The sequence below is a fragment of the Stenotrophomonas sp. PS02300 genome (assembly GCF_029959395.1).
Classification (GTDB): Bacteria; Pseudomonadota; Gammaproteobacteria; order Xanthomonadales; family Xanthomonadaceae; genus Stenotrophomonas; species Stenotrophomonas maltophilia_AD.
The window spans coordinates 1-13,106 of sequence record NZ_JASCOP010000115.1 but is presented as its reverse complement, the minus strand read 5'-3'; the positions used below and the strand labels follow the sequence as shown (position 1 = coordinate 13,106).

Annotated in this window: 9 protein-coding genes; 3 read left to right on the top strand and 6 right to left on the bottom strand. The window is 69.3% G+C overall.

Annotation, left to right across the window (positions count from 1 at the left end):
- Positions 1–207: 207 nt before the first annotated feature.
- The 3 genes from QMX79_RS16720 to QMX79_RS16710 all read right to left on the bottom strand — a co-directional run bounded on the left by QMX79_RS16720 (position 208) and on the right by QMX79_RS16710 (position 3,855).
- Positions 208–1,800, bottom strand: a complete 1,593-nt coding sequence (locus QMX79_RS16720; protein ID WP_282247737.1) for an N-acetylmuramoyl-L-alanine amidase — start codon at positions 1,798–1,800, stop codon at positions 208–210.
- 88 nt (positions 1,801–1,888) lie between these two features.
- Positions 1,889–2,371: a tRNA (adenosine(37)-N6)-threonylcarbamoyltransferase complex ATPase subunit type 1 TsaE gene (tsaE, locus tag QMX79_RS16715; protein WP_282247735.1), complete on the bottom strand. Its 483-nt coding sequence runs from the start codon at positions 2,369–2,371 to the stop codon at positions 1,889–1,891.
- Between the two features lie 5 nt (positions 2,372–2,376).
- Positions 2,377–3,855, bottom strand: coding sequence for an NAD(P)H-hydrate dehydratase (locus QMX79_RS16710; protein ID WP_282247734.1), 1,479 nt, complete (start codon positions 3,853–3,855; stop codon positions 2,377–2,379).
- 22 nt (positions 3,856–3,877) lie between these two features.
- On the opposite strand from QMX79_RS16710, the gene queG reads away from it, so the two are divergent.
- Positions 3,878–4,966 carry a tRNA epoxyqueuosine(34) reductase QueG gene (queG, locus tag QMX79_RS16705; RefSeq protein WP_282247733.1) on the top strand — a complete coding sequence of 363 codons (1,089 nt, stop codon included), beginning with the start codon at positions 3,878–3,880 and terminating at the stop codon, positions 4,964–4,966.
- Between the two features lie 67 nt (positions 4,967–5,033).
- The gene (xseA, locus tag QMX79_RS16700; protein WP_282247732.1) at positions 5,034–6,404 is read left to right on the top strand and encodes an exodeoxyribonuclease VII large subunit; all 1,371 of its coding nucleotides are present in this window, start codon (positions 5,034–5,036) and stop codon (positions 6,402–6,404) included.
- On the opposite strand, the gene QMX79_RS16695 is transcribed toward xseA, so the two are convergent.
- Positions 6,368–7,279, bottom strand: coding sequence for a M48 family metallopeptidase (locus QMX79_RS16695; RefSeq protein ID WP_282247731.1), 912 nt, complete (start codon positions 7,277–7,279; stop codon positions 6,368–6,370). The two genes, xseA and QMX79_RS16695, sit on opposite strands and share 37 nt — an antisense overlap.
- Positions 7,280–7,349: 70 nt before the next feature.
- Positions 7,350–9,194 (bottom strand): formylglycine-generating enzyme family protein, encoded by a 1,845-nt coding sequence (locus tag QMX79_RS16690; RefSeq protein ID WP_282247736.1) that lies wholly within the window; start codon positions 9,192–9,194, stop codon positions 7,350–7,352.
- A 106-nt stretch (positions 9,195–9,300) separates the two neighbouring features.
- Between QMX79_RS16690 and rnd the strand changes: the two genes are divergently transcribed.
- On the top strand, positions 9,301–10,383 hold the full coding sequence (gene rnd / locus QMX79_RS16685) for a ribonuclease D (protein ID WP_282247730.1): 1,083 nt from the start codon (positions 9,301–9,303) through the stop codon (positions 10,381–10,383).
- A gap of 118 nt (positions 10,384–10,501) precedes the next feature.
- On the opposite strand, the gene QMX79_RS16680 is transcribed toward rnd, so the two are convergent.
- The gene (locus tag QMX79_RS16680; protein ID WP_282247729.1) at positions 10,502–12,829 is read right to left on the bottom strand and encodes a TonB-dependent receptor; all 2,328 of its coding nucleotides are present in this window, start codon (positions 12,827–12,829) and stop codon (positions 10,502–10,504) included.
- Positions 12,830–13,106 lie beyond the last annotated feature (277 nt).

The following is a 13,106-nucleotide window of genomic DNA, read 5'->3' as shown; positions in this document are numbered from 1 at the left end:
GGGTACGGGGGCTTTGCGAAACATGGATGTTTCGCAAGAGCCCCCAAGGATGGGTTCACGGCGCCCCCCGTACCCCCGCACCCGCCGGCCCTGCCTGGAAATGCGCAGGCAATAGGCTGTTCGCAGAAAACCAACAGCAGCCGGGCAGAGCCCGGCGCCACGGAATTTGTCGACCGGCGGCATTAAAAAACCCGCCGAAGCGGGTTTTTACTTGCTGCCGCCAGCGACAGTCCCGGCGGCGTCTATTTCGGCTTGGGCTTTGGCTGCGTACAGCGTGCCCGGTGGCGGCTGGCGGCTGAAGAACGTATGCACGCCATCCAGCACCGCACCGGCGATCTGGCGCTGGTAGGCCGGATCCATCAGGCGGCGCTCTTCATCCGGATTGGAGATGAAGGCCGTTTCCACCAGCATCGCCGGCATGTCCGAGGTGCGCAGCACCGCGAAGTTGGCGCGTTCGATGTTCGGCTTGTGGTTCTTGCCGATCCGCTTCAGCCCGCCCAGCACATGCCCGGCCGCATCTTCAGAAGCCTTCATGTAGCCGCTCTGGGCCAGGTCCAGCAACACGTTGGCCAGCGTGCCCTCGGTCTGCTGCAGGCGCACGCCACCGACCAGGTCGGCCGCGTTTTCCTTGTCCGCCAGCCACCGCGCACGCTGCGACGACGCGCCCTTGGTCGACAGCACGTACACCGACGAGCCCGTGGCCGCGCGGTTTTCCGCCGCATCGGCGTGGATCGAAATGAAGATGTCCGCCTTGGCCGAACGTGCCTTCTGCGCGCGCATCGGCAGCGGAATGAACACGTCCGTATCGCGGGTCAGGAACGCCTTCAGGCCCGGCGTTGCATTGACCTGGCGCGCCAGCTCACGTGCGACCGCCAGGGTGATGTCTTTTTCGCGCTTGCCGGTCGGCCCGACCGCGCCAGGATCCTGGCCGCCGTGGCCCGGATCGATCGCCACCACCAGCGGGCGCATGCCCGACTGCATCTTGATCCGCGAGGCATCGCTGGGCATCACCGGGCGCGGCGGCTGCGCCGGCACCACGGTGGTCGGCACCGGCGCCGGCACGCTGGCCGTGGTCGGCTGGCCGGCCAGGATGGCCGCAGGCGACGCCGAATTGCTGGCGGCGTTGGCCGTACCGGCCGCCGCCACGTTGACCGTGGTCGCCGTCGGCGCGGCCGGCGTCGGCACTGGCGTGGCAGCGCTGGCGCTGGCCTGCTGGCGCACCGACGCGGTCAGCAGCGCGGTCGCACGCGCCGCGTCATTGCGCGCCTGCGCGGCTTCCGCCGGCGTCGGCGGCAGGGTCTGGGTGGTTGCGGCAGCCGGCGCAGGCGTCGGCTGTGCGGCCACCGGAGTTGGCGCGGGCGCGGCAGTGGTCGGTGCAGGTGTCGCCGGCGCACTGGCCACGCTGGCCGGCGCATCGCCCGGCCATTCGATCACCAGCCGCGAATCCTCGCCCTGCTTGACCAGCTGCGGCTTGAACGGCGCCACCGACTCGGCCAGGTCGAACACCACCCGGAACGTGCCAGGCACCGGCTGCCCGGTGCGCACCGCCGTCACCACGCCCTTGGGCGTGGGCAGCTTGAGGTTGCGCACCGCGCTGGAATCCGGGAAATCGACCACCAACCGGTTCGGGCCGGCCAGGGTCAGGGTCTTGTAACCGCCGCTGCCGGACAGCGCGATCTCCGCGCGGGTGCCGGTGGAACCGGTCTCCAGGGCCACCTGGCGGACCTCGCCCGCCCACGACATCGCGCTCGCCAGACAGAGTCCGACGGCGGCGCAGATGGCAGTGAATGGCTTCCCCATTGGCATGGGTACGGATTCAATCACTGCGCTGAATGAAAAGCAACACCTTTTCCCTTAATAATCCGTAACCTGGGGGTGTTTCCTAGTGTCAGCCCACAGAAAGGGCCTGCAAGTCGCCCCCCTGCGGGAGCCGATCCAGCCATTCATGTCCCGCCGCGCTGGCCGCGCTGAGGCGGGCACGCCGGCCCTGCCCCTCGATCTCCAGCGCCACGATCAGGTCGGTGGGCGGCAGTGCGCCGGCCCCGCGCTCGGGCCATTCCACCAGCCACAACGAGGCGCTGCCCTCGTCCAGGCCGAGGAAATCCAGCTCTTCGGCCTGCCCGATCCGGTACAGGTCCAGGTGCCAGGCTTCATGACCGTCGCCCAGCGGGTAGCGCTCCACCAGCGTGTAGGTGGGGCTGCGGATGCCGCCCTGCACGCCCAGCGCGCGCAGCAGTGCGCGCGCCAACGTGGACTTGCCGGCGCCCAGGTCGCCCTGCAGCTGCACCACCGCGTGCGGGGGCCGGGTGGCCGCCAGCCATTGCCCGAGCAGGTCGGTGTCCTGCGGTTCGGCCAGGAAGAACTCAATCATGGAAGTCACGGTTCCGGGTTCACCCGCCGGCGCAGCGGCACCAGCAGGTCGGTGGGGAGCAGGCCACGCTGGCCTTCGCTGGCCGCGTCATCACCGGCCAGGCTGTGCAGAAGCGCACCGCTGCTGCCCGCGTCGAAGGCGTCCAGGCCCTGTGCGCGCAGTGCGGCAATGATGCCGGTGAGCAGGTCGCCCATGCCACCCACCGCCATGCCCGGATTGCCGGCGGCAATCACACGTGGGCGCTGGAGCGGTGCGGCCACCACCGTGCCGGCGCCCTTGAGCACCACCACGGCGTTGAAGCGCGCGGCCAACGCCGCAGCGGCGGCGAAGCGGTCGGCCTGTACCTGCGACGTATCGCACCCGAGCAGCCGCGCCGCCTCGCCCGGGTGCGGGGTGAGGATCGCGTCGTGCAGCGGTTGCGGCGTGGCCGCCAGCAGGTTCAGCGCATCGGCATCGATCACCAGCGGCTTGCCGCTGGCCAGCACCTGGCGCCATAGCTCGTGCGCCCAGTCGTCCTGGCCCAGCCCGGGACCTATCGCAATCACCTTGGCGCGCGGGAGCAACGCCTGCAGGTCCTGCGCCTCCTGCACCGGGTGGGCCATGGCTTCGGGCAGGCGCGCCAGCAGCGGTGCGATGTGCTGCGGCTGGGTGGCCACGCTGACCAGCCCTGCGCCGGCGCGCAGCGCCGATTCGGCGGCCAGCATGACCGCGCCGCCACTGCCGGCGTTGCCGCCCACGCACAGCACATGGCCCGATTCGCCTTTGTGCGTATTGGCGCGGCGCGGCGGCAGCTGCGTGGGCAGCCGGGAAGGCAGCCACAGGCACGCTGCCGGGGCGATGCCCGCCTGTGAACCGTCCGGCAGCGACAGCGGCGCCAACCGGCGGCCGCCGATGCATTCCAGTGCATTGCCGGTGTACAGGCCCTGGTGGCGCACGATGAACTGCAGCGTGATCGTGGCGCGCACCGCATCACCGGGCACCGCGCCGGTACGCGCGTCCACGCCACTGGGCACATCCAGCGACAGCACCGGCAGCGCACTGTGGGTGATCGCCGCGATCAGCCGCGCCGCATCGCCGCCCGGTGCGCGGTTCAGGCCGATGCCGAACAGCGCATCGACGACGATGTCAGCGGGAGGCAATTCCTCCGCGAAGAGGATTTCCTGCCCGCCTGCTGCCAGATACGCCGCGCGGGCCCGTTCAGCCAGCTCCGTCCGCGCGCCCGCATCGGCCAGCCGCAGCACCTGCACCCGGCGCCCGGCCTGCTGGGCCAGTCGCGCCAGCACGTAGCCATCGCCGCCGTTGTTGCCTGCGCCGGCCGCCACGCACAGCCGCTGCGCCTGCGGCCAGCGCTCCAGCAGGCACTGCCAGGCGGCCGTGCCGGCCTGCTCCATCAGCCCCGCGCCGCCATCGCCCAGCAGCGCGCTGGCCTGGGCATCGAGACGGCGCGCGGCGGCGACATCGAACAGTTCATCGAGTTCGTGCATGCCGGGATTCTATACTTGCCGCATGTCCGCTGTTCCCCTGCCCGCCCCGCTCGACCTGGCCCGTGCCGCCGAACGGGTGCGCGCGCTTGCGCGCCAGCATGGCTTCCAGCGCTGCGGCGTGTCCGGCATCGACCTGGCCGACGACGAAGCGCACCTGGCCGACTGGCTGGGCCAGGGCCTGTACGGCACGATGGACTGGATGGCGCGCCATGGCACGCTGCGCGCGCGCCCGGCCGAGCTGCTGCCCGGCACCGTGCGGGTGATTTCAGTGGGCATGGATTACGGCCACAAGGACGACACCGAAGCCTGGAAAACGCTGCACGACGGCGACCGCGCCTACGTGGCGCGCTACGCGCTGGGCCGCGATTACCACAAGCTCATGCGCAACCGCCTGCAGAAGTTCGCCGATGCGCTGGCCGCGGAGATCGGCACCTTCGGGTATCGCGTGTTCGTCGATTCGGCCCCGGTGCTGGAGCGTGCGCTGGCGCGCAACGGGGGGCTGGGCTGGATCGGCAAGCACACCTGCCTGATCGACCGCCAGGGCGGCTCGTGGTTCTTCCTGGGCGAGATCTACATCGACCTGCCGTTGCCGGTGGATGCGCCCGCCAGCGCGCACTGCGGCACCTGCACCCGCTGCATCGACGTGTGCCCCACCCAAGCCATCATCGCGCCGCAGCGGCTGGATGCGCGGCGCTGCATTTCCTACCTCACCATCGAACACGATGGCGCTATTCCCGAAGACATGCGCCCGCTGATGGGCAACCGCATCTACGGCTGCGACGACTGCCAGCTGGTGTGCCCCTGGAACAAGTTCGCGCGGCGTACCGATGAGCCGGATTTCCGCGCCCGCAATGCGCTCGACACCGCCACCCTGGGCGATCTGTTCGCGTGGGAGGAAGACGAGTTCCTGCGCCGCACCGAAGGCAGCCCGATCCGCCGCAGCGGGCATGAACGCTGGCTGCGCAACATCGCGGTGGCGCTGGGCAATGCGCCGGGACATCCGGATACGCTGGCCGCGCTGCACGCGCGCGCCGGCCACGACTCCGCGCTGGTACGCGAGCACGTGCAATGGGCGCTGCAGCAGCACGCCCGGCTCGACAACGTCGGCTGAGCGCCGCACACACGCACCTCGCCCCGGCATGCGACCATGGGCGCCCGTTCGTACCGTTTGACCGTCCATGGACCGTAGCGCGCAGATCCTCACGCCCAGCCAGCTCAACATCCTGGCCCGCGACCTGCTGGAAGGCACGTTCCCGATGGTGTGGGTGGAAGCCGAGCTGGGCAGCGTGACCCGCCCGGCCTCGGGCCACATGTACTTCACGTTGAAGGACGCGCGCGCGCAGATCCGCGCGGCATTGTTCAAGCCCAAGAGCCAGTGGCTGAAGTTCGTGCCGCGCGAAGGCATGCGCGTGCTCGCGCGCGGCCGGTTGACCCTGTACGAAGCGCGCGGCGAGTACCAGATGGTGCTCGACCACATGGAAGAAGCCGGCGAAGGCGCGCTGCGCCGTGCCTACGAACAGCTCAAGGCGCGGCTGGAGGCCGAAGGCCTGTTCGCCGCCGAGCGCAAGCGCGCCCTGCCCGCGCATGTGCGCCGGCTGGCGGTGATCACCTCGCCCACCGGCGCTGCCGTACGCGACGTGCTCAGCGTGCTGGCGCGCCGCTTCCCGCTGCTGGAGGTGGACCTGCTGCCCAGCCTGGTGCAGGGCGACAGCGCCGCCGCACAGATCACCGCGCTGCTGCGCAGCGCCGATGCGAGCGGTCGCTACGACGTGATCCTGCTTACCCGCGGCGGCGGTTCGATGGAGGACCTGTGGGCCTTCAACGACGAACAGCTGGCGCGCGCCATCGCTGCCAGCAGCACGCCGGTGGTGTCGGCGGTGGGCCACGAAACCGACTTCAGCCTGGCCGATTTTGCCGCCGACCTGCGCGCGCCCACGCCGTCGGTCGCCGCCGAACTGCTGGTGCCGGACCAGCGCGACCTGCAGCTGCGCCTGCGCCGGTTCGCCGCGCGGCTGGTGCAGCTGCAGCGGCATGGGCTGAGCCAGGCCATGCAGCGTGCGGACCGTGCGCTGCTGCGGCTCAACGCACAGAGCCCGCAGAACCGCTTGCAGCTGCTGCAGCGCCGGCAGCAGGATCTGGCCCGGCGCCTGGCCGGCGCCTGGCAGCAGCAGCATGAGCGCCGCCTGGCACGGCTGCGGCATGCGGCGGTGGTGCTGCGCAATGGCCATCCGCAGCGCCAGCTGGATGCGCTGAAGCAGCGCCTGTTGCGGGTGCAGCCACGCGCAGAGGCGGCGATGGCGCGGCAGCTGCAGCGCGATACGGTGCGCCTGCGTGCGTTGGCGCGTTCGATGGAGGCAGTGAGCCCGTTGGCTACGGTGGCGCGCGGTTACGCAATCCTGACCCGTGAGGAGGATGGGCGCCTGGTGCGGTCACCGTTGGATGTTTCCCCTGGCGATACGTTGAAGGCCCGGGTGCAGGATGGGGTGATCGATGTGGTCGTGAAGGACCCCGGTCAGGGGGTTGCCGGGGCGCCTGCGGATTCGCAGTAGCGTTGGCGGTATTCCATGGCCTTGGGCATCAGCGCCTGCAGGTTCTGGATGCGCGTGCCCGGGTTGGGATGGGTGGACGAGAATTCCGGCGGCGCCTGGCCGCCACTGGCCTGGCCCATGCGTTCCCATAGCGGCACCGCTTCGCGCGGGTCGAAACAGGCAGCGGCCGCCAACATCAGGCCCACTTCATCGGCCTGGGTTTCGTGGCTGCGCGCATACGGCAGCAGGTAGCCGTAGCCCATCGCCGACATCACCATCTGTTGCTGCTGCGGGTCCATGCCGCTGGCCGCGCCGGCCATCTGGCCGATCTGGGTGAGCTTCTGCTGGGCCATGCGCTGGGCACCATGGCGCAGCAGCGCGTGGGCGATTTCATGGCCCATCACCACCGCCATCGCATCCTGGGTCTGTGCCACCGGCACCAGCCCGGTGTACACCGCCATCTTGCCGCCCGGCAGGCAGAACGCGTTGGCCTGGTCGGACTGGATCACGTTGACTTCCCATTCGAAGTCGCGCGAGAAGTGCGCCGGCTTCAAGCCGTGCTCTTCAGCCAGCGCGGTTTCCACCACGTCCACCTTGCGGATCAGCCGTTCGGCGATCGCGCGCACGTCACGCGATATCTGCGCGTTGGGATCCAGCGGGCGCTCCTCGGCCAGGATCTGCTGGTAGGCCTGCAGGCCGAGCGCCTTTTCCTGGTCGGCATCGAGTGAACTGTCGATCAGCACGCTCTCACCCGTGTACGGGTCCACGCTACGGTTGGAGAACCAGTAGAAGGCGGCATAGCCGGCGAACGCCAGCAGCACCCACCAGCGGATGTTGCCGAACAGCCCGGGGCGGCGTGCTCGTTGCTGCTGACCGCCATAGGGATCGCTGCTCATCGTCCTGGTTCCTGTTGGGGCCGGCACGCCCTGCCGGCATTCGGGGCAATCCTAGCGCCAAGCCGAGGGTTCAGATACCTCGGACCAGGCGGAAGCCGATCCTGGCGCTGGTCGTGTCCGAATCCTGTGATTGCCGCCAGGCCGCGCGGGTCTGTTCGGGGGCATTGGCCCAGTTGCCGCCGCGGATCACCCGCTGCCGGCAGCCGGGGTTGAACCAGGCCACGCCATCGGCCGGGGCCCGGCGGTAGCTGGCGTGCCAGCAGTCGGCCACCCACTCGCTGAGGTTGCCGGCCATGTCGTGCAGGCCCCAGGCGTTGGGTTCGAAGGTGGCCACCGGGGCCGGGCCCCACCAGCCATCGCCATAGCCGACGAAGGCGTTGAACCAGCGCCGGCCGGAGGGCGAGACGTCTTCGCCGCCGGTGAAGTTGCCCGACAGCGGCGGCGGCGTGCCCTCGTTGCCCCATGGATAGCGGCCACTGGTGCCGGCGCGCAGCGCGTACTCGAATTCGGCCTCGCTGGGCAGCCGGTAGGAGCGCCCGGTCTGTTCGGACAGCCACATCGCGTAATGCTCGGCATCCCGCACGCTCACGTGCATCACCGGCGAATTGGCGATGGCCGGGGTGCCGTCGTAGCCCGAGCGCCAGTCCACCCCGCTGCTGCGGGTGAAGTTGCCGCTGCGTTCGTCGTAAATGATCGAATGGCCACGCCGGGTGGCGCGCGGCCTGGCGTTGCTGGCCTGCACGTAGCGGCGGTAGTCGGCCACGGTCACTTCGGTGATCGCCATGGCGAAGCCGCGGTCGAAGCGCACGTAATGCGAGGGCTTCTCCGCATCGCTGGCGCCCGGCTCCGCATCGCCGGCGCCCATCTGGAAGCCCCCATGCGGCACCACGATCATCTGCGGGCCACGCCCGCCATCGCGCAGCGCATCGCTGAACACCTGGCGCGGGCGGAAACTGCCGTAATGGGTGGCCAGTTCGATGCGCTCGCGCAGCTGGGCCACCACCGGGTCGCCGGGCATCGCGATGCGCAGCGCGTCTTCCAGCTTCTGCCGTGCCGGCTTGAGCCCCTGCGGGCTGCCCAGGTCGCGCAGGCCCTCGTCGCGCAGGCGCACCAGCGTGGCGGCGCGGATCGCCTCGATCCGTTCGAATGCATCGGCAATGGTCGGCGCCGAATCGCGCACCTTGGCCGCTTCGGCCAGCCAAGTGCCGGCGGCGGTGAAATCGGCGCTGCGGGCAGCGGCTTCGGCGCGGCGGATCAGCGCGCTTTCGGCGGCGGCCAGCCCCTGCCTGGCGCGCGGCTCGTCCGGCTGCAGCGCCAGCGCCTCGCGGAAGTTGGGAATGGCACCGTCGCCGTCTTCACCGATGCGATCGGCACGCAGGTCCTCCTCGCCGGCGCGGTTGTAGGCCACCACCCGCTGGGCCAGCTCCACGCGCGACTGCAGCTGGCGCACCTTGGGGTCATCCGGGGCCAGGGCCAGCAGCACCAGCGCGATCTCGCCGGCCTTGGCCAGTGCCTCGCGCTGCTGCAACGGCCGCTCCAGCAGTTCGGTGGCGTCCTTCAGCAGCTGCTGGCGGGCACGGGTGAGCCCGGCCTGGGCCTGGCGGTCGTTGGCGTCGCGCTGGCGCAATGCCAGCCAGATCGGAATGGCATCGGCGGCGGTGGCGTACAAGCGCCCCTCGTCGAAGGCCTTGGCCGCGTCACGGCGCGCCTGGGCCACGCCGTCGTCGGCAATGACCACCGCCGGTGGCTGCCAGCGCTGTTCGGTCTCCACTTCGTCTTCACCGCCGATGGTCACCTGCCCCGGTGAAGGTTCGACCCGTTTGGCCGGCTCGGGCGCGCGCGCCGCCGCCGGGCGTGGCGGTGGCGCGTCGGGCGAGCAGGCGGTCGTGGCCAGCAGCAGCGCGGCCAGCAACAGCGGGACAGGGCCTGGAGTACGCAATTCGGGTTCCTTCGGCGGGACGGCCTCGACGTTAGGCTATTCTCCCTCACCTGAGCAAACCTGCAGTAGATGGAATCCCTACGTGGCCTATTGGATCAAAACCCCGGCGGAACTGGACGAGCGCTACCGCCAGCGCCCCACCCGCATCGGGTTGGACACCGAATTCATCCGTGAACGCACCTACTGGCCGCAGCTGGCACTGGTGCAGATGGCGGTCGGCGATGAAATCCTGATCATCGACCCGTTGATTCCGGGCATGACCGAGGCGCTGGCGCCGTGGCTGGCCGATACCTCGATTCTCAAGATCATGCACAGCGCCAGCGAAGACCTGGTCACCTTCAAGGTGGCCTGCGGCGTGCTGCCGCGGCCGCTGTTCGACACCCAGATCGGCGCGTCGCTGGCCGGTATCGGCGGTGGAATGGGCTACCAGAAGCTTGTCACCGCCATCACCGGGGTGACCCTGGCCAAGGGCGAGACCCGCTCGGACTGGATGCGCCGCCCGCTGACGGATTCGCAGCTGGAGTACGCCGCCGACGACGTGGAGTACCTGTTCGCGATCCACGATGCGGTGGATGCGAAGCTGGGCGAGCTGGACCGCCGCCAGTGGCTGCAGGACGATGCCGAGCGCCTGCTGGCCAGTGTCGAGCAGGACGAAGAGCGCTGGCCGCACGTGGCGATGCGCTCGGCGCAGTTCATGGATGCGCCCGCACAGCGCCGCCTGCTGCGCCTGCTGCGCTGGCGTGACGTGCAGGCACGGGCAAGCGACAAGCCGCGCAGCTGGATCCTGGACAACGAACTGGCCGCGCTGCTGGCGCGTACGCCGCCGGCCGATGCCGGCGCACTGGCCAAGCTGATGGAAGGCTTCCCGAAGGCCCCGCGCAAGCTGGCCGCGCAGGTCTGGGAAGCACTGGAAACGCCGCTGCACGACGAGGCCGAGGCGCCGCTGGCGCTGCCGGCCAACGATGCCAACAAGCAGGCGTTGAAGCGGCTGCAGGACGCAGTGAGCGCGCGTACCGCCGAGCTGGGCCTGCCCGATGGCGTGCTGGCCTCGCGCAAGCACCTGGAAAGCTACCTGGAAAGCCGCACCTGGCCGCAGGCGCTGGCGGGCTGGCGGCAGGCAGTGCTGGAGCCGGTGCTGGCGCCGTTGTTGCCCGTCGCAGGCTGATCCCAAGCAGCCACGCAGGGCGTGGCTCTACCCGCGATTGCGTAGAGCCACGCCCTGCGTGGCTGCGCAGGACCGCAACGAAAAGGCCCCGCTCGCACGGGGCCTTTTCTTCATCGGGTTACCAGTTCAGGTTCAACGAGACACCCACGACGCGCGGCTCGTTGTACACCGCCGCCATGTAGTTCTCGATCACGCCCTTGAGGTTCTTCTCGTTGGTGATGTTGCGCGCGAACAGTGCCGCTTCCCACGCACCGTAGTTGCCCGAGTAGCCCAGCTTCAGGCCGCCTTCGAAGCTGCCCTTGGAGTTGAACTCGGCCGAGTCATACAGCACGAAGCTGGTATAGCCCTGCTTGTTCCAGTCGGTGGAGACGAAGAACACGTCGCTGTCGTTGACCGGGAAGTCGTAGCGCGCAGCGAAGTTCAGGTTGTACTTCGGCGCGTTCGGCAGCGGGTTGCCGTTGATCTGGGCGAACGTGTTGGCGCCCACCTTGATGGTCGGGTCATTCACGGTGCACACCACCGCGCCGTTCAGCGCGCAGACCTGCGCATACACGCGGTCATCCTGGATTTCGCTGTGCAGCAGGCTTACGCCGGCCGTCAGGCTCAGGTTCGGGATCGGGCGCAGCTCCATGTCTGCTTCCAGGCCATAGGCCTTGGCCTTGTCGGCGTTGAACAGCACGCCGTTGCCGTTGGAATCGTTGCCGTTGAGCTGGATGTCGTTGACCACGTAGGTGAACGCGGTGGCGTTCATGCGCAGGCGGTTGTCCCACAGGCTGCTCTTCACGCCCGCTTCCCAGGACAGGATGGTCTCCGAATCGGCGGTGGTGAAGTCTGCGTTGAACACCGCCGAGCGGCCCTGGATGGTCGGGCCGCGGAAGCCGCGCGCCACCTTGGCGTACACGCTCACCTGCGGGTTGAACGCGTACATCGCGCTCACGTCCCAGCTCGGGGTGGTGTCGGCCATTTCCACATCGGTGCGGCCACGGTAGGTGACCACGCCGGCGGCGGTATCGGCGGTCTTCAGCAGGCGGGTGCGCTTCTCGTCGCGGGTCTGGCGCAGGCCGGCGGTCAGCGTGAACTTGTCGGTCACGTCGTAGCTGAGCTGGCCGAAACCGGCCCACGAGGTATTGGTGTTGCGCAGGCGCACCCAGTTGTTCGGGTTGCGCGCGGCGCCCTGCAGGAACCAGGCGCGCTGGTAGAAATCGGTGGTGTCACGGCCATCGAAGTAGAACGCGCCCACCTGCCACTTCAGGCGGTTGTCATCGGCATTGGCCAGGCGCACTTCCTGGGTCCACTGGTCCAGGTCGCGGATCTGCCCCATCGACTGGCCGTACCCGTTGGGCACGCCGTTGACCGGGAAGTTGGCGGCCGCGCCGCCGTCGGTGTCACCTCGGCTGTAGCCGGAGGTGGTCTCGTAGGCGGTGATCGAGGTCAGCGAGATGTTGCCGAAGTCGTACACGGCTTTGACCGAGCCGCCGTAGGTCTTGTATGCCTGCGGGTTGTTGTCGGCTTCGTCGTAGGCCACCTGGTCACGCGGCGCATCGGTGGTGTTGGAGCCCTTGGTGATCGCGCTGCGCAGGAACAGGGTCGAGGTGCCCTCGTAATCGCGGGCGTGCGCCGAGGCCAGCAGCGAGAAGTTGTCGCTGGGCTGCAGCAGCAGCTGGGCGCGTACGTTGCGGTCGTCGAAGCCGCCCATCGCGTTCTTCTTCGGGGACACCGTGCCATCGGCGCTGGGGCCGGTGTAGGTGTTGTCCACGTAGTCGTCGCGGTGCTGGTACAGCGCCGACACGCGGAACGAGGCGATGTCGTTGATGGGGCCGCCGAAGCCGCCGTCCACCGACACGCTGCCATGGCTGCCGTAGCTGGCCTGCACGCGGCCGTTGTAATCCTGGCTGGGCTTGATGCTGTCGAACTTGACGATGCCGGCGGTGGTGTTGCGGCCGAACAGCGTGCCCTGCGGGCCACGCAGCACTTCGATCTGGTCCACGTCATAGACCGGGTTGGACTTCAGCACCACGTGCTCAAGCACCACGTCATCCTGGATGATCGACACCGGCTGCGACGCACCCAGGTAGAAATCGATGTTGCCCAGGCCGCGGATGTAGAAGCGCGGGAAGATGCGGCCGGTGGTGGTTTCGGCGTAGAAGCTCGGCACCCGGCCACTCAGGGCCAGCAGGGTGTCATCGCCGCCGGCGGTGTAGTCGCGCAGGCGCTCGCCCTGGACCACGCCGACCGAGACCGGCACTTCCTGCAGGTTACGCTCGCGGTGGTCGGCGGTGACGGTGATGGCGTCCAGCGAGGTCGGGCTCGCGTCCTGGGCCAGGGCGGCGCCGCTCAGGCCGAGCAGCGAAACGCAGGCCAGCGCCAGCGCGTGGGGGCGCGGCTGCCGGGCGGTGCGGGAGGAAGAGATTGCGGCCGAAGCAGAGGTGATGCGATGGGCGGACATTCAGGGGTCTCAGGCGTTACGGATCAGGGTGGCGCACGCGGCGCGCGGATGAACACCCACGGCACCGCCGTTTGCGCGGCGATGCGGCAAGGTATTGCGTTCGTGTTGCAAAGGAGTTTCAGGGCGCTGCGGGGGACGGCCTTCCGTTCCCTACCCTGGTGTGCTGGCTGAGCCGCCGGAGTTCGTGCGGCGGATTATGCCGGATCCGTTGCAGACCCGGCCATACCTGTTCAATTTGATCCGGCGGTGGCGTCTGCGACTCCCCATCGCAGACGCC